This is a genomic window from Endozoicomonas sp. ONNA1 (genome assembly GCF_024606325.1).
Lineage (GTDB): Bacteria > Pseudomonadota > Gammaproteobacteria > Pseudomonadales > Endozoicomonadaceae > Endozoicomonas_A.
On record NZ_JAHHPN010000612.1, the window covers coordinates 1 to 16,564 of the forward strand.

Sequence of the window (16,564 nt, forward strand, 5' to 3'; positions counted from 1 at the left end):
ACTCCCACAGCCATGAGCGTACTGTTTTTATTCCATGCAATACTCAAAGCACTGTGGGGTCCACAAGGTGCTGGCTGTGCGACAGTGGGCGTTGAAGTGGGTATTGCCTGTGGCTGGTTCGGATCTGTGTTAATTTCATAGAATAATTGAGGAGGTATTTGTGCTCGCTGATTAAAGCCTGATTGAGCTTTTGTAAGGTTTAATGGCAGAGAGATAAGCAGACTTGCGATAGTCAGACCCTTTCCAAAGTTCATTACCTTCCTCCAGAGTTCCGGCTTTGAATCATTCGGAAAGTTTCCGGAGCCGGCGTGGCTATGACAAAAAACAGTGAAGATAGAGAGTTGAGACTTCTTCATGACAGGAGCGCTTTCAGTACTTTCAGTATCTTGGATGAAAAACCTCTCTCTCACGCAGAGTTGCAAAAGAGAGCATCCGGACTGATCGCTTGAGGTTGAGTATAAGCTCGGTCCGGGTGAAAGAAAACTAAAAGACCCACTGCAATATCGTTCCTTGAAGAACCGCTGTGAACAATGTGACTTAAGAAGGTTGTACGCAGCGAAGCATTATGCACTTCTGTAACGCCTCTTGTAACCGCTTCTTCTGGCATCTGCTGAATCAGACTGAATGTCTGAATGATTTGAGCAGCTGGAATGAAGCGCATATTATTTGCTCTCAGTTGTTGGGAGTGGTTGATGGATAAATTACTGGGCTTGTTGGCAGATGGACAATTCCATTCCGGTGAAGAACTGGGTGAGCATCTTGGGATTAGCCGGGCAGCTGTCTGGAAAAAACTGAAAGCGGTTGAAGAGCTTGGCCTGGCACTGGATTCTGTGCGAGGTAAGGGTTACCGCCTCGGCGGTGGTGTTGAGCTTCTTGATCACAAAAAGATTGAAAGCTTTATAGATCCTGACGTTCGTAATAAATCTGAAGTTCATACCTGCGTTATTACAAAGTCAACCAATGATCTGGTTCGTGCCCTTGGACCGGTTTCCGAAGGGGTCATCCGTTTTTGTCTGGCTGAGCATCAGTTAAAAGGGCGGGGGCGACGGGGTCGTGTATGGAGCAGTCCTTTTGGTTCAACAGTGTGTTTATCAGCCTTGTGGCAGAGCGGTGAGGGAACGGCTTCGCTGGAAGGGCTCAGTCTTGCGGTCGGTCTGGGTGTTGCGAAAGCATTGGAAACACTGGGAGCCAGAGAGTTAAAGCTTAAATGGCCCAATGACGTTCTTTGGCAGGGTAAAAAACTCTGCGGTGTGTTACTGGAAGTTCATGGAGATCCCACGGGAGAGTGTGAAGTGGTGATTGGGATAGGCATTAATGTCCGTTTAAGTGATGAGCAGTTGGCGTCAGTGGGTCAGCCTGCTATCGACCTTTTCCGGGTGTGTGGCAGAGCGGTGAGTCGAAACGCGGTCGCAGGTCAGTTGATCAATACTCTGACACATTTACTCGATGGGTTCGGACAAGGTGGCTTTAAACTGTACAGGGAACAATGGTATGAATACGATGCCTTTCATGGCAGGGAAGTTACAATAATGGCTTCTACCCGATCCGTAACAGGGCGTTACATGGGAGTGGATGATCAGGGTGGACTGCTGCTTGAGACAGCTTCTGGTCTTCATGTGTTTAATGGTGGTGAAGTGTCATTACGTCAGTCATGAACAAACTCACGGGTAGTCAGCTGCAGCTGGATGCAGGAAATACGCGGCTCAAATGGCGTCTGATGGCGGGTAGAGCTGCCGTTCAGTCAGGCTTCATTAATAATGATGCTGACTGGCAGATTATCTTGTCTCTGCTGCTGGAACAATGGGGTACTCTTCATTCCATTGCTATTTCGACAGTCTCTGGAAACGCAAGATTAGGTCAGTTGTTGCGCATATTGTCAGAAGCTACCGGCATAGAGCCATTTATTGCCAAAACCCAAAAAACCTTTGCTGGTCTCACGGTTATCTATAAAGAAGTAGAGAGGTTGGGTGTAGATCGTTGGCTGGCCATGCTAGCGGCACATGCTCATCCACTCGACGACACCAAAGTCGTTGTTAGTTGTGGTACAGCTATTACAGTGGATGTAATTGATGGTCAGGGAGATCATCAGGGGGGCTTCATTGTTCCGGGTATCCGTCTGATGAAGAAAGCTCTGGCGGTCAATACAGCCAATCTCGACAACATTGAGCATCCTGCAGAGGCGACGGCACTGGGTACTGTCACTTCAGAATGCATTAATCATGGTGTTCTGGCCATGGCAGTATCTCTCATTAATGAGACTTGTCTCAAATGGCCGGGAGCCCGTTTGTTTTTAACCGGAGGTGATGCCTCTTTGTTGCAAGCCTATATAAAGGAAGAAATAGAGCAGGTTCTGATTGAAGAGCTGGTTTTGGATGGACTCTCGATTGCCTCTGAAAGACAATAATGTTAATTGATCACTCTGATTAACAATTAACGGGAAGTCATACTTTTTAAAGAGGTTCTTTATAGGGTGTAACTTTCAAAATTCGGTTTTTAGTATGCGCTGGATCGTTCTAATACTTCTCTTGTCCAATGTCGGCTACTTTGTTTGGGGCTATTATCACCAGTCTCATAAGCCTTATCGGGCAATAAAAGTCGACACCGAAGTGCCTGTACAGGCAGGTAAAAGATTGATGCTGCTCTCTGAAATGGCGTCAACACTTCCTGAGCAAACACTGAAGAAAAAAGAAACCAAGGGAATCGCTGAAGCTCAGTGTCTTGTAGTGGGACCTTTTGAATCCTCAGCAAAAGCAGACAGTCTGCAGCAAAAACTCTTTTCAGTGGGTGTTTCGAGTAGAGAACGCTCTGACAATGAGGTAATGCTTGCAGACTACTGGGTGCATATTCCGCCCCGAAGTAATCGTCAGGCGGCAATAAGATTGTTAAGAGAATTGCAGGGGCAGGGGATAGACAGTTTTGTGATTACACAGGGAGAACTGGCCAATGGCATATCTCTGGGGTTATTCAGTAAAGAGGTTTCGGCAAATGAAGTCAGTCGTCGTGTACAAGAAGCGGGTTATGAACCCGCTATTAAAAAGTTGCCCCGTGAGCCTGAAACTTTCTGGCTGGAGATGACGGATTCAGAAGCAAAAAAGTTAAGTGCTGGTTTTTGGGAGAGACAGGCCGACGAATACAATGATCTGAAAATGCTGGAAAAAAACTGCAAAAGCGTTGCATCCGATGATTCGATTCACTAATATACGCCTGCGCTTCGGGGCGGTTAAATAAAGCAGGCTTTCTGTATCGTTTGCAGGGAAACAAACTTGACATTGAAAAGCTCCTGAATAAAATAGCGCAGCACTTGGTGGGGTTCCCGAGCGGCCAAAGGGATCAGACTGTAAATCTGACGCGAAAGCTTCGCTGGTTCGAATCCAGCCCCCACCACCAGATTGCCAGGTCTTCTTTTGTTGTAAGTTGGCTTGATAAGTGGGCATACTGCATGATGTGGTCCTGCTTCGCGGGTATAGTTCAATGGTAGAACCTCAGCCTTCCAAGCTGATGATGCGGGTTCGATCCCCGCTACCCGCTCCATTGATTCTGATTTAAGTGCTCTTGTAGCTCAGTTGGTAGAGCGCACCCTTGGTAAGGGTGAGGTCGGCAGTTCAAATCTGCTCAAGAGCTCCATATGATAGAAATACGGTAGTTTACTCCTGTTTCTGGCCTCTGTTAAAAGAGGTTTAAAAAAGAATAAGACTTTTCAGCTTGATTGGGGTCGATTATAATTGATCGGTCCTTGTATCGGGGTGGGTATAACAAGACTGCTCAAAGATACAGGCCAGTAGTTCAATTGGTAGAGCACCGGTCTCCAAAACCGGGGGTTGGGGGTTCGATTCCCTCCTGGCCTGCCATTTCTATTTTATGTCAGCGTTTTGTTCTGACAAAGCTTATCCGAGTAGAGATAGTCAACCAATGAGTGGAAAACCTGAAGTAGCATCTAAAGGACGACTGGACGGGCTCATGTGGGCTCTGGTGGCGGTTCTGTTAGTTGCTGGTGTTGGCGGGAATGTGTACTTTGGTGAGTATTCTGTTCTCTATAGAGCGTTGGCGTTGGTGGCTCTGGCTGTAGTGGCCGGGTTTATTGCGCTTCAAACCGTAAAGGGTGATGCTTTTTGGACATTGGTCAAAGAAGCAAAGGTTGAGATTCGAAAAGTAGTCTGGCCGACTCGTCAGGAAACTGTTCAGACCACGCTGATTGTTGTGGCGGTGGTTGTTATTATGGGGCTCATTTTATGGGCGCTTGATTCTCTGCTAGGCTGGATCATCAGTAGCCTGATTGGATAGGGATAAATAATGGCGAAACGTTGGTATGTGGTTCATGCCTACTCCGGCTATGAGAAGCAGGTGATGCGTTCGCTGATTGAGCGCGTAAAACTTCATGGTATGGAGGATCTCTTTGGTGAGATTTTGGTGCCTACCGAGGAAGTGGTTGAAATCAGGAACGGCCAGAAGCGCAAAAGTGAGCGTAAATTCTTCCCTGGATATGTATTAGTCCAGATGGAAATGAATGAAGATAGTTGGCATCTTATTAAAGATACTCCTCGAGTGATGGGCTTTATTGGTGGTACCGCGGATAAGCCGGCACCTATCACTGAAAAAGAGGCCGATGCGATACTGCAGCGTGTTCAGGAAGGTGTTGAGAAACCTCGTCCCAAGACGTTGTTCGAACCTGGTGAGATGGTTCGGGTTATTGATGGGCCGTTTGCGGACTTCAACGGCGTAGTAGAGGAAGTGAACTACGAGAAGAGTCGTCTGCATGTGGCGGTAATGATTTTCGGTCGCTCTACACCGGTTGAGCTCGAGTTTGCTCAGGTCGAAAAAGTCTGATCTGTCTTGAGCGTGTCTTTAGGGATAGCAGACACTATAAGAGTTTAAGACCCTGTGCTGTGTGAATGGCGCAGGGTTTTTATCTGAGGGGCGAAAGCCCGGAACGGGTAGCTGAAACAGGTACTTCTGGTGAAAACCGGTAGACGCTGTTGATGCGGTGACCCATTGTTGAGGTTGATATGGCTAAGAAAGTCGAAGCTTACATCAAGCTGCAGGTTCCTGCAGGTAAAGCTAATCCTTCACCACCTGTTGGTCCCGCTCTGGGTCAGCACGGTGTGAACATCATGGAGTTCTGCAAGGCGTTCAACGCCAAGACTCAGGAGATGGACGCTGGTATGCCGATTCCGGTAATCATTACCGTATACGGCGATCGTAGTTTCACTTTTGAGACCAAGACTCCACCTGCATCCGTTCTGCTGAAGAAAGTTCTGAAGCTCAAGAAAGGTTCCGGTCGTCCAAATACAGAAAAAGTAGGTACTGCTACTCGTGAGCAGTTGCTGGAAGTGGCCAGGATTAAAGAACCTGATCTGACTGCAGCAGACGAAGATGCGGCAATCCGCACCATCGCTGGTTCCGCTCGTTCCATGGGTGTCAACGTGGAGGGTGTGGAATAATGGCTAAGATGTCCAAGCGCGCCAAAATGATTGCTGAGAAGGTTGTAGCTGAAAAGGCTTATTCCTTTGAAGAAGCGGCTAACGTCCTGAAAGAAGTATCCAGCGTCAAGTTCAAGGAATCTGTTGAAATTTCAGTCAACCTGGGTGTGGATCCTCGTAAATCTGATCAGGTTGTTCGTGGTTCTACCGTTCTGCCTGCAGGTACCGGAAAAGACGTCCGTGTTGCTGTGTTTACACAAGGTGCTAACGCTGAAGCGGCCAAAGAAGCCGGTGCTGACATCGTTGGTATGGACGATCTTGCTGCTCAGGTTAAAGCTGGCGAAATGAACTTTGACGTTGTTATCGCTTCTCCCGATGCGATGCGCGTTGTAGGTCAGCTGGGCCAGATTCTGGGTCCACGTGGCCTGATGCCTAACCCTAAAGTGGGTACTGTTACTCCAAACGTTGCTGAAGCCGTTAAAAACGCTAAAGCCGGTCAGGTACGTTTTCGTACTGATAAGAACGGTATCATCCACGCGGGTATCGGCAAGATCGATTTTGAAGCGGGTTCACTGCAAGAGAACGCTGAAGCACTACTGGCTGAACTGAAGAAGCTGAAGCCTTCTTCCAGCAAGGGTATTTACATGAAGAAAGTCACCCTGTCTTCTACTATGGGCCCGGGACTGACCATCGACATGAACTCACTGAATATCTAGTATTCACGGATTTGCTTAAAGCAGCCTTGAGCTGATAAACAGCCTTGAGCTGGTAAATGAATAGCGGAAAGCTGCAGGCAGCATGTCTGCAGTATCCGAAAGACTTTGGGGTCTCCGGTTTTCGGAGGTCGTCAAAGATCGTAGGTGTGAAGATCTGTGCCTGTTTAATCGGGGTTGGGCCAGAGGTCTGACAAAAAGATCGACGCTTAATTTCCTGCGTAGACGGTGAGCAATACAAAAGACTGTTACAGTGTTTTGCTATTAACCCTTCACCGTATTGTAATTGCCCGGCTTTTCAGTGGCTGAAGAGCTGGGTGTTAACTTCATAATTTGGAGTAAAGCCAATGGCGTTAGGACTCGAAGACAAGAAGGCGATTGTCGCCGAAGTCAGCGAGGCTGCACAAAGCGCTCTGTCGGCTGTAATCGCGGACTACCGTGGTCTCACGGTTGACCAGATGACGCAACTGCGTAAGCAGGCTCGTGAAGGTAACGTATACCTGAAGGTTGTACGTAACACCTTGGCCAAGCGCGCTGTTGAAGGCACTGATTTCGAGTGCCTGCAAGACTCTCTGGTTGGTCCAACTGTGCTGGCCTTCTCTCAGGAAGACCCGGGCGCGGCAGCGCGTCTGATGAAGGACTTCGCTAAAGAGAACGATGCTCTGGAAGTTAAGGCTCTGTCCATCTCTGGACAGGTTCTGGGTGCAGAGCAAATTGATGTTCTGGCCAAGATGCCTACTCTGGATCAGGCTCGCGCGATGCTGATGAGTGTGATGATTGCACCTGTGACCAAGCTGGCAAGAACTCTGAACGAGTTCCCAGGCAGCATTACACGTGTAATGGCAGCTGTTGCCGACGAGAAGAAAAAAGCCGCATAAGCCCTTTGGCAGGCATGAAGTTCACTGCAAAGGAAGTCCTTGGTGTGGAAGTGACCTGCTGGCTGGTTTTTCTCTCTTATTTAATGAATTCCGGGGTTTTACCCCAAAAAAGATTTTTGGAGACATACAATGGCTCTGTCTAAAGAAGATATCCTGAATGCAATCGCTGAAATGTCTGTAATGGATGTTGTTGAGCTGGTTGAAGCTATGGAAGAGAAGTTCGGCGTTTCTGCTGCTGCTGCAGTTGCTGCTGCTCCTGCTGCTGCTAGCGACGCTGGCGCTGCTGCTGCTGAACAGACTGAATTTGACGTCATTCTGACTTCTGCTGGCGACAAGAAAGTAAACGTAATCAAGGTTGTTCGCGGCGCGACTGGCCTGGGTCTGAAAGAAGCTAAAGCTGTTGTAGACGGCGCTCCTGCTCCTCTGAAAGAAGGTGTGAGCAAAGAAGAAGCTGAAGACCTGAAGAAGCAGCTGGAAGAAGCTGGCGCTTCCGTAGAAGTTAAGTAATTCTACGACAGCGTTGAAATATCCAGAGCCTATTGCATAATAGTCTCAGGTGGCTGGTGCCTTTATGGCACCGGCCTTTTTCCGTTGTATGAGCTATATCGTTCTATGCCGGATGGCAACGTTCGATGGTTCAATTAATTGATGGAGTTCAGATCGTTAAAGGCTCAGGCTGACTGTGTTTTACCGCAGGGATCTATCTCCTTCAATCTGAGAAAGTTGCAGTGTCATTGGCAGAGTGGGAGCCTGACCGGAAATTGACAGCTCGGACAAAAGTCCGGCAGAGCATAATTCCCGATCAGATTCCCGGAATGAAAGTCTGACTTTCGTTCTGGACGCTAAAGCTCATGCAACGGTAACGGTTGAAATCACCGTTTTTTAATTGGGTATCAAAAGGGGGCCACCCGCCCTCAATAAACCTAGATGGCCAGACCAGACGGTCTGAAGCCAGAACCAGGTGACCAAGCTGGGGAACGCTGATGGCATACTCGTATACAGAGAAAAAACGCATCCGCAAAGACTTCGGCAAACTGCCGCATGTCATGAATGTGCCCTATCTTCTGGCGATTCAGCTTGATTCTTATCATAAGCTGCTGCAATCCGGAAGAGAGCCGACCGCACGTGAGGACATTGGTCTTCATGCTGCATTCAAATCCGTATTTCCAATCGTAAGTTACTCTGGAAATGCAGCGCTGGAATACGTGAGTTACAGGCTCGGTACTCCAGCGTTTGATGTCAAGGAATGTCAACTTCGTGGTGTGACTTACGCGGTACCTCTGCGTGTAAAAGTGCGCCTGATCATTTATGACAAAGACTCTGCCAACAAGGCAATCAAAGATATCAAGGAACAGGAAGTTTACATGGGCGAAATTCCGCTCATGACTGAGAACGGTACATTTGTAATCAATGGTACTGAACGTGTTATCGTATCTCAGCTTCATCGTTCTCCTGGTGTATTCTTTGACCACGACCGTGGCAAGACACACTCTTCAGGCAAACTGCTGTATTCTGCCCGTGTGATTCCTTACCGTGGCTCATGGCTGGACTTCGAGTTCGATCCGAAGGACATGCTTTACGTACGTATCGACCGTCGTCGTAAGCTGCCTGCTACGATTCTTCTGCGTGCCCTGGGCATGAGTAATGAAGAGATCCTGAATGACTTCTTCGATACCGTAGACTTCAAGATCGGCTCTGAAAATGTCAATACTGAGTTTGCCGCTGAGCGCCTGCGTGGTGAAGCTGCAAGCTTTGACATTAAAGACGGCGACGGCAATGTTCTGGTTGAACAGGGTCGTCGTGTGACGGCGCGTCACATCCGTCAGCTGAAGAAAGCCAATATTGAACAGCTGGAGGCTCCGGTAGAGTATATTTACGGGAAGGTCCTGGCCAAGACCGTTGTACATGCTGCCACCGGTGAAATCATTGTTGACTGCAACACTGAAATTACTCCGGAAGTTTACGAAAAACTGCTGGAAGCCGGAATCAAACAGGTTGAAACCCTGTACATTAATGAGCTGGACTGCGGTTCATATATTTCTGACACTCTGCGCAGTGACACCACGACAAACCGTCTGGAAGCTCTGGTAGAAATCTACCGCATGATGCGTCCCGGTGAACCGCCGACACAAGAAGCAGCAGAAACCCTGTTTGGCAACCTGTTCTTCTCTGCAGAGCGTTATGACCTGTCCGCAGTTGGTCGCATGAAATTCAACCGTCGTCTGGGTCGCGAAGACGACGTCGGTTCTGGTGTCCTGGATAACGCTGACATCGTTGATGTTCTGAAGACACTGGTCGACATACGTAATGGTCAGGGCATCTGTGACGATATCGACCATCTGGGTAACCGTCGTGTTCGTTCGGTCGGTGAAATGGCTGAAAACCAGTTCCGTGTCGGTCTGGTTCGTGTCGAGCGTGCCGTGAAGGAACGCCTGAGCCTGGCAGAGTCCGAAGGCCTCATGCCTCAGGATCTGATCAACGCCAAACCGGTTGCAGCGGCCATCAAGGAATTCTTCGGTTCCAGCCAGCTGTCCCAGTTTATGGACCAGAACAATCCACTGTCCGAGGTGACTCACAAGCGTCGTGTATCTGCACTTGGCCCGGGTGGCTTGACCCGTGAGCGTGCCGGTTTTGAAGTTCGGGACGTACACCCGACTCATTACGGTCGTGTATGTCCTATCGAAACGCCTGAAGGGCCCAACATTGGTCTGATCAACTCTCTTGCGACCTATGCTCGTACCAACGACTACGGTTTCCTGGAGTCTCCATACCGCAAGGTCGTGGATGGCAAAGTGACGGATGAGATCGATTACCTGTCTGCTATCGAAGAAGGTGAGTACGTTATCGCTCAGGCTTCTGCGAAGATGGACGACGGCAATAACCTGACTGAAGAGCTGGTTAACGTTCGTCACCGTAACGAATTTACCCTGATGGGGCCTGAAAAAGTCCAGTACATGGACGTTTCAACCAAGCAGGTGGTTTCCGTTGCAGCCTCCCTGATTCCATTCCTCGAGCACGACGATGCTAACCGTGCCTTGATGGGATCGAACATGCAACGTCAGGCCGTGCCAACCCTGCGTGCCGACAAGCCTCTGGTGGGCACCGGTATGGAGCGTAACGTAGCTTCTGATTCCGGTGTTTGTGTGGTGGCGCAGCGTGGTGGTGTGATTGATACTGTTGACGCAGCGAAGATTGTTGTTCGTGTCAACAACGACGAACTTCAGCCTGGTGAAGCCGGTGTCGATATCTACAACCTGACCAAGTACACCCGTTCTAACCAGAATACCTGCATTAACCAGCGTTCTCTGGTCCGTGCCGGCGAGACCATCGCTCGTGGCGATATTCTGGCTGATGGTCCATCCGTAGACATGGGTGAGCTGGCCCTGGGGCAGAACATGCGCGTAGCGTTCATGCCCTGGAACGGTTACAACTTTGAGGACTCAATCCTCATCTCCGAACGTGTTGTACAGGAAGACCGCTTCACTACGATTCACATTCAGGAACTGACCTGTGTGGCTCGTGATACCAAGCTCGGACCGGAAGAAATTACTTCTGATATTCCTAATGTCGGTGAGTCTGCACTGAACAAACTGGATGAAGCCGGCATTGTTCATGTCGGTGCTGAAGTCGGTGCTGGCGACATTCTGGTGGGTAAGGTAACCCCTAAAGGTGAAACTCAGCTGACACCAGAAGAAAAACTGCTGCGTGCAATCTTCGGTGAGAAGGCATCCGACGTTAAGGATACTTCTCTGCGTGTACCGACTTCTGTCAAGGGTACCGTCATCGACGTACAGGTATTCACCCGCGACGGCGTTGAAAAAGACAGCCGTGCCCAGGGCATCGAAAAGGCGGCTTTGGACGAATATCGCAAGGACTTGAACGAAGAATTCCGTATCGTTGAAGAAGATACCTTTGACCGTCTGCGTGAAGCTCTGCGTGGTCAGCCTGTTGACCGTGGTCCTGGCCTGAGCAAGGGCAACACCATCACGGACGAGTTCCTGAATGGTCTGGAACACGAACAGTGGTTCCGTCTGTCCATGTCTGATGAAACTCTGAACGAACAGCTGGATCTGGCGAAAGAACAGCTGAAAGAGCGTCGCGCACAGCTCGACGAGCGTTTCGAAGACAAGAAGAAAAAGCTGCAGACCGGGGACGACATGGCGCCTGGCGTGCTGAAAATAGTCAAAGTTTATCTGGCGATCAAACGTCGTATCCAGCCGGGTGACAAGATGGCGGGTCGCCACGGTAACAAGGGTGTTATCTCCATCATAATGCCTGTCGAAGACATGCCCTACGATGAAGAAGGCAACCCGGTTGATATTGTGCTGAACCCTCTGGGTGTGCCGTCCCGGATGAACGTAGGACAGGTTCTGGAAACTCACCTGGGTGCTGCGGCACGTGGTCTGGGCCACAAGATCAACCGCATGATCGAGTCCCAGAAGAGAGTGGCTGAAATCCGTGAATTCCTCGACCAGGTTTACAACGGAGTCGGTGGCGGACGTGTTGAGGAACTGGACAAGTTCACTGACGAAGAAGTCATGGAGCTGGCCCATAACCTGCGCGGCGGCGTACCTATGGCTACTTCGGTATTCGATGGTGCCAAAGAATCTGAAGTGAAGGAGTTGCTGCGTCTGGCAGATCTCAGCGACACGGGTCAGGTAAGACTGCACGACGGACGTACCGGTGATTCCTTCGACCGTCCTGTCACTGTGGGCTACATGTACATGCTGAAGCTCAACCACCTGGTTGATGACAAGATGCACGCACGTTCCACAGGTTCTTACTCTCTGGTTACCCAGCAGCCACTCGGTGGTAAGGCCCAGTTCGGTGGTCAGCGTTTCGGGGAGATGGAGGTATGGGCACTGGAAGCCTACGGTGCTGCCTACACTCTGCAGGAGATGCTGACTGTTAAGTCTGATGATGTGACCGGTCGTACCAAGATGTACAAGAACATCGTCGATGGTGATCATCGAATGGAAGCCGGGATGCCCGAATCCTTCAACGTACTGTTGAAAGAGATTCGCTCTCTGGGTATCGACATTGAGCTGGACACCGAATAACGAATACGTGAAATCCGCTGGTTGGGCATAGCCCGGCCACCGGATGGATCGAGGAGATGCGATCTTGAAAGACTTACTGAATCTACTCAAGACCCAGGGCCAAACAGAAGAGTTTGACTCGATTCGTATCGGTCTGGCTTCCCCAGAAATGGTACGTTCCTGGTCTTACGGTGAAGTTAAAAAGCCGGAAACAATCAACTACCGTACGTTCAAGCCTGAACGTGACGGCCTTTTCTGTGCCAAAATCTTTGGCCCGGTTAAAGACTACGAGTGCCTGTGCGGAAAGTACAAGCGACTGAAGCACCGTGGTGTTATCTGCGAAAAATGTGGCGTAGAAGTCGCCCTGGCGAAAGTTCGTCGTGACCGTATGGGCCACATCGAACTGGCCAGCCCTGTTGCCCACATCTGGTTCCTGAAATCCCTGCCATCCCGTATCGGTCTGTTATTGGATATGACCCTGCGTGATATTGAGCGAGTACTGTACTTTGAGTCATACGTTGTTATTGATCCGGGTATGACGACGCTGGAGAAAAACCAGCTGCTCAACGATGAACAGTACTACGAAGCTCTGGAAGAGTTTGGCGACGACTTTGACGCCCGTATGGGTGCAGAGGCCATCAAGGCTCTGCTGGCAGACATCGAGCTGGGTGAGGAAGTGGACATGCTGCGAGAAGAAATTCCGCAGACCAACTCTGAAACCAAACTGAAGAAACTGAGCAAGCGTCTGAAACTCCTGGAAGCTTTCCACAAGTCAGGTAACAACCCTGAGTGGATGATTCTGACCGTTCTGCCAGTTCTACCACCTGATCTGCGTCCTTTGGTACCGCTGGACGGTGGTCGTTTTGCGACGTCCGACCTGAATGACCTTTACCGCCGCGTGATCAACCGTAACAACCGTCTGAAGCGTTTGCTCGACCTTAACGCTCCTGACATCATTGTCCGCAATGAAAAGCGTATGCTGCAGGAATCGGTAGATGCGCTGCTGGATAATGGCCGCCGCGGTCGTGCTATCACCGGTTCCAACAAGCGTCCTCTGAAATCCCTGGCCGACATGATCAAGGGTAAACAGGGCCGCTTCCGTCAGAACCTGCTTGGTAAGCGTGTTGACTACTCTGGCCGTTCTGTTATCACCGTAGGTCCTACCCTGCGTCTGCATCAGTGCGGTCTGCCCAAGAAAATGGCTCTGGAACTGTTTAAACCATTCATCTTCGGCAAGCTGGAAGCCAAAGGTCTGGCGACCACCATCAAAGCTGCCAAGAAGATGGTAGAGCGTGAAACCCCTGAGGTTTGGGACGTTCTGGCTGACGTCATCCGTGAACACCCGGTGATGCTGAACCGTGCACCCACTCTGCACCGTCTTGGTATCCAGGCGTTCGAGCCGGTTCTGATCGAAGGTAAGGCGATTCAACTGCACCCACTGGTGTGTGCGGCTTATAACGCTGACTTCGACGGTGACCAGATGGCGGTACACGTACCACTGACTCTGGAAGCCCAGCTCGAAGCCCGTGCCCTGATGATGTCCACCAACAACATCCTGGCACCTGCAAGTGGCGAGCCTATCATTGTACCTTCCCAGGACGTGGTACTGGGTCTTTACTACATCACCCGTGACCGTATTAACGCCAAGGGTGAAGGCATGGCTTTCGTTGACGTCAACGAAGCCCTGCGTGCCTACCGTACCGGTCATGCTGATCTGCATGCCCGTATCAAGGTACGTGTTTCTGAAAAATACAAAGACGACGATGGCGTAGAGCACAGCAATGCCTTCCTGGCCGATACCACCATTGGTCGTATCCTGTTATGGGAAATCGTACCAGAGGGGCTGCCCTTCGAACTGGTTAACCAGACCATGAAGAAGAAGGCGATATCCCGCCTGCTGAATACCTGCTACCGAAACGTGGGCCTCAAAGAAACGGTTATCTTTGCTGACCAGATGCTGTACATGGGCTTCCATTACGCGACCATCTCCGGTTCTTCTATCGGTGTTAACGACTTCGTTATCCCGGGCGACAAGAGCCGTATCATTAATGACGCAAATGAAGAAGTGCGTGAGATTGAAAACCAGTTTGCTTCCGGTCTGGTGACCCAGGGTGAGAAGTACAACAAGGTGATCGATATCTGGTCCCGTGCCAACGAACTGCTGGCCAAGCGCATGATGGACAACCTGAAGTCCGACACCGTGATTAATCGTCAGGGTGAAGAGGAAGAGCAGGAATCCTTCAACAGCGTTTATATGATGGCTGACTCCGGTGCCCGTGGTAGTGCTGCACAGATTCGTCAGCTGGCCGGTATGCGTGGTCTGATGGCCAAGCCAGATGGCTCCATCATCGAAACGCCTATTACGGCGAACTTCCGTGAAGGTCTGAACGTACTTCAGTACTTCATCTCTACTCACGGTGCCCGTAAAGGTCTGGCAGATACTGCTCTGAAGACAGCGAACTCCGGTTACCTGACCCGTCGTCTGGTAGACGTCGCCCAGGATCTGGTGGTGACTGAAGACGACTGTGGCACAGTACGTGGCCTGCAGATGACTCCGCACATCGAAGGGGGTGAAGTTGTCGAACCTCTGGGTGAGCGTATCCTCGGTCGTGTGGTGGCTGAAGATGTACTCAAACCAGGTGCAGAGAATGAAATCGCTGTGCCCGCCGGCACCCTCATCGACGAAGCCTGGGTTAAGCGTCTGGAGCTGATGAACGTTGACGAAGTCAAGGTTCGTTCTCCAATTACCTGTGAAACCCGCTACGGCATCTGCTCCAAATGTTACGGTCGTGACCTGGGTCGTGGACATCTCGTTAACAAAGGTGAAGCAGTCGGCGTTATCGCTGCCCAGTCCATCGGTGAGCCCGGTACTCAGCTGACCATGCGTACCTTCCACATCGGTGGTGCTGCATCCCGTGCTTCTGCACAGGACAACATCTCTGTTAAGAACAAGGGTACTGCCCGTCTGCTGAACTTGAAGCACGTTGAACGTAAAGACGGTGCTTTGGTGGCAGTGAGCCGTTCCGGTCAGCTGGCCATTGCTGATGAATTCGGTCGTGAGCGTGAGCGTTACAAGCTACCATACGGTGCGGTTCTGTCTGTTAAGGACGGTGTTGATGTAGAAGCCGGTCAGATAGTTGCCAAGTGGGATCCGCACACTCACCCCATTGTGACCGAACTGTCCGGTACCGTTAAGTTCCTGGGCATGGAAGAGGGCATTACCGTCAAGACTCAGACGGATGAACTGACCGGTCTGTCCAACATCGAAGTTCTGGATCCGAAGGATCGTCCTTCTGCCGGTAAGGATATTCGTCCTGCTATCCAGCTGCTGGATGCCAATGGCAAGGAGCTGAAGCTGCCTAACACTGACGTAGCAGCTCAGTACTTCCTGCCTGCAAACGCTCTGGTGAACCTGGCCGATGGCACGACGGTAGAAATCGGTGACGTTGTTGCCCGTATTCCACAGCAGTCCGGCGGTAACAAGGACATCACCGGTGGTCTGCCACGAGTGGCCGACCTGTTTGAAGCCCGTAAGCCAAAAGAACACTCTATTCTTGCGGAAATCACCGGTACCATCGGCTTTGGTAAAGAGACCAAAGGTAAGAAGCGTCTGGTCATCACTCCGAACGACGGCAGCGATCCGTATGAAGAGCTGATTCCCAAGTGGCGTCACCTGAACGTGTTCGAAGGTGAACAGGTGACCAAGGGTGAAGTTATCTCTGACGGTCCTACCAACCCCCACGACATTCTGCGTCTGCTGGGTGTCGGTGAGCTGGCCCGTTACATCGTTAACGAAATCCAGGACGTATACCGTCTGCAGGGCGTTAAGATTAACGATAAGCACATCGAAACCATTCTGCGTCAGATGCTGCGTAAGGTTGAAGTCACTGACACGGGTGATTCTTCGCTGATCCGTGGTGATCAGCTAGAGTTGACGTCCGTTCTGGAAGAGAACGAGAAGCTGGGTGACAAGGATCAGATCCCTGCCAAATACGACAGGGTACTGCTGGGTATCACCAAGGCATCTTTGGCGACCGAGTCCTTCATCTCTGCGGCTTCCTTCCAGGAAACTACAAGAGTACTGACCGAAGCAGCAGTGACCGGTAAGCGTGACTACCTGCGTGGACTGAAGGAAAACGTGGTCGTCGGTCGCCTGATTCCTGCGGGTACAGGTCTGACCTATCACGAAGAACGTCGTAAGGGTCGCGAAGAGCCTGAGTTTGAAGTACCAAGCAAGGTCTCTGCTTCTGAAGTTGAAGCGGCTCTGTCTGAAGCTCTTAACTTCGGCGAGGTGTAACAATAGGCTGACGCCTGTTTTTATACAGTGAGCTAAACAGAAAGGCTGCCTTCGGGTGGCCTTTCTCATTTTTTGGTGTCTGGAAACTGTGATGATTAACACCAGACTAAAACCTGACCGGAAAGAGCGTCAAGCCCAGTACTTCTAGTGCTGGGAAGGATAGCCCGGAGTCCGATAGGACTCCTAATGCGGTCTATCCTGCTGTTCGATGTATTGCTTA

The 16,564-nt window shown here is 50.5% G+C and carries 13 protein-coding genes and 4 tRNA genes; 15 read left to right on the forward strand and 2 right to left on the reverse strand.

Features of this window, described 5'->3' with window-relative positions:
• Together KDK19_RS14170 and KDK19_RS14175 are read right to left on the reverse strand one after the other, a co-directional pair.
• Nucleotides 1-254 (reverse strand): hypothetical protein (locus KDK19_RS14170; RefSeq protein ID WP_257292220.1); only part of this gene is annotated, 254 nt, incomplete at its 3' end.
• Between the two features lie 152 nt (nt 255-406).
• Nucleotides 407-661 carry a hypothetical protein gene (locus KDK19_RS14175; RefSeq protein ID WP_257275604.1) on the reverse strand — a complete coding sequence of 85 codons (255 nt, stop codon included), beginning with the start codon at nt 659-661 and terminating at the stop codon, nt 407-409.
• A gap of 31 nt (nt 662-692) precedes the next feature.
• Here KDK19_RS14175 and birA point away from each other — a divergent pair, with 31 nt between their 5' ends.
• From birA to rpoC, 15 genes are all read left to right on the forward strand, one after another.
• Nucleotides 693-1,655, forward strand: coding sequence for a bifunctional biotin--[acetyl-CoA-carboxylase] ligase/biotin operon repressor BirA (gene birA, locus KDK19_RS14180; protein ID WP_257254484.1), 963 nt, complete (start codon nt 693-695; stop codon nt 1,653-1,655).
• The gene (locus tag KDK19_RS14185; protein WP_257254483.1) at nt 1,652-2,404 is read left to right on the forward strand and encodes a type III pantothenate kinase; all 753 of its coding nucleotides are present in this window, start codon (nt 1,652-1,654) and stop codon (nt 2,402-2,404) included. The genes birA and KDK19_RS14185 overlap by 4 nt, the downstream gene beginning before the upstream one ends.
• Nucleotides 2,405-2,498: 94 nt before the next feature.
• Nucleotides 2,499-3,197, forward strand: coding sequence for an SPOR domain-containing protein (locus KDK19_RS14190; RefSeq protein ID WP_257254482.1), 699 nt, complete (start codon nt 2,499-2,501; stop codon nt 3,195-3,197).
• Between the two features lie 106 nt (nt 3,198-3,303).
• A tRNA-Tyr gene (locus KDK19_RS14195) sits at nt 3,304-3,387 on the forward strand.
• Between the two features lie 70 nt (nt 3,388-3,457).
• Nucleotides 3,458-3,531: transfer RNA gene (locus KDK19_RS14200), tRNA-Gly, on the forward strand.
• Nucleotides 3,532-3,548: 17 nt separating this feature from the next.
• Nucleotides 3,549-3,624 (forward strand) — tRNA-Thr (locus KDK19_RS14205).
• 148 nt (nt 3,625-3,772) lie between these two features.
• A tRNA-Trp gene (locus tag KDK19_RS14210) sits at nt 3,773-3,848 on the forward strand.
• Between the two features lie 61 nt (nt 3,849-3,909).
• Entirely contained in the window at nt 3,910-4,281 is a 372-nt protein-coding gene (gene secE, locus KDK19_RS14215) for a preprotein translocase subunit SecE (RefSeq protein ID WP_257254481.1), read from the forward strand.
• 9 nt (nt 4,282-4,290) lie between these two features.
• Nucleotides 4,291-4,824 (forward strand): transcription termination/antitermination protein NusG, encoded by a 534-nt coding sequence (gene nusG, locus KDK19_RS14220; RefSeq protein ID WP_257275605.1) that lies wholly within the window; start codon nt 4,291-4,293, stop codon nt 4,822-4,824.
• Nucleotides 4,825-5,003: 179 nt separating this feature from the next.
• Complete coding sequence (gene rplK, locus KDK19_RS14225; RefSeq protein ID WP_257275606.1) at nt 5,004-5,438, forward strand: 50S ribosomal protein L11; 435 nt, start codon at nt 5,004-5,006, stop codon at nt 5,436-5,438.
• Entirely contained in the window at nt 5,438-6,133 is a 696-nt protein-coding gene (rplA, locus tag KDK19_RS14230; RefSeq protein WP_257275607.1) for a 50S ribosomal protein L1, read from the forward strand. The genes rplK and rplA overlap by 1 nt, the downstream gene beginning before the upstream one ends.
• A gap of 344 nt (nt 6,134-6,477) precedes the next feature.
• A complete protein-coding gene (rplJ, locus tag KDK19_RS14235; RefSeq protein WP_257275608.1) occupies nt 6,478-7,008 on the forward strand; it encodes a 50S ribosomal protein L10 in 531 nt (176 codons plus the stop codon).
• Between the two features lie 129 nt (nt 7,009-7,137).
• Nucleotides 7,138-7,515 carry a 50S ribosomal protein L7/L12 gene (rplL, locus tag KDK19_RS14240; protein WP_257275609.1) on the forward strand — a complete coding sequence of 126 codons (378 nt, stop codon included), beginning with the start codon at nt 7,138-7,140 and terminating at the stop codon, nt 7,513-7,515.
• A gap of 476 nt (nt 7,516-7,991) precedes the next feature.
• Entirely contained in the window at nt 7,992-12,068 is a 4,077-nt protein-coding gene (rpoB, locus tag KDK19_RS14245) for a DNA-directed RNA polymerase subunit beta (RefSeq protein WP_257280849.1), read from the forward strand.
• 64 nt (nt 12,069-12,132) lie between these two features.
• Nucleotides 12,133-16,344, forward strand: a complete 4,212-nt coding sequence (gene rpoC, locus KDK19_RS14250) for a DNA-directed RNA polymerase subunit beta' (protein ID WP_257255184.1) — start codon at nt 12,133-12,135, stop codon at nt 16,342-16,344.
• Nucleotides 16,345-16,564: the final 220 nt, after the last annotated feature.

Bases quoted from the DNA above. Each gene is read 5' to 3' on its own strand.
- KDK19_RS14190 (WP_257254482.1), top strand. From the start codon at position 2,499: ATGCGCTGGATCGTTCTAATACTTCTCTTGTCCAATGTCGGCTACTTT.
- KDK19_RS14175 (WP_257275604.1), bottom strand. From the start codon at position 661: ATGCGCTTCATTCCAGCTGCTCAAATCATTCAGACATTCAGTCTGATT.
- nusG (WP_257275605.1), top strand. From the start codon at position 4,291: ATGGCGAAACGTTGGTATGTGGTTCATGCCTACTCCGGCTATGAGAAG.
- rplL (WP_257275609.1), top strand. From the start codon at position 7,138: ATGGCTCTGTCTAAAGAAGATATCCTGAATGCAATCGCTGAAATGTCT.
- rplJ (WP_257275608.1), top strand. From the start codon at position 6,478: ATGGCGTTAGGACTCGAAGACAAGAAGGCGATTGTCGCCGAAGTCAGC.
- secE (WP_257254481.1), top strand. From the start codon at position 3,910: ATGAGTGGAAAACCTGAAGTAGCATCTAAAGGACGACTGGACGGGCTC.
- KDK19_RS14185 (WP_257254483.1), top strand. From the start codon at position 1,652: ATGAACAAACTCACGGGTAGTCAGCTGCAGCTGGATGCAGGAAATACG.
- birA (WP_257254484.1), top strand. From the start codon at position 693: ATGGATAAATTACTGGGCTTGTTGGCAGATGGACAATTCCATTCCGGT.
- rplK (WP_257275606.1), top strand. From the start codon at position 5,004: ATGGCTAAGAAAGTCGAAGCTTACATCAAGCTGCAGGTTCCTGCAGGT.
- rplA (WP_257275607.1), top strand. From the start codon at position 5,438: ATGGCTAAGATGTCCAAGCGCGCCAAAATGATTGCTGAGAAGGTTGTA.
- rpoB (WP_257280849.1), top strand. From the start codon at position 7,992: ATGGCATACTCGTATACAGAGAAAAAACGCATCCGCAAAGACTTCGGC.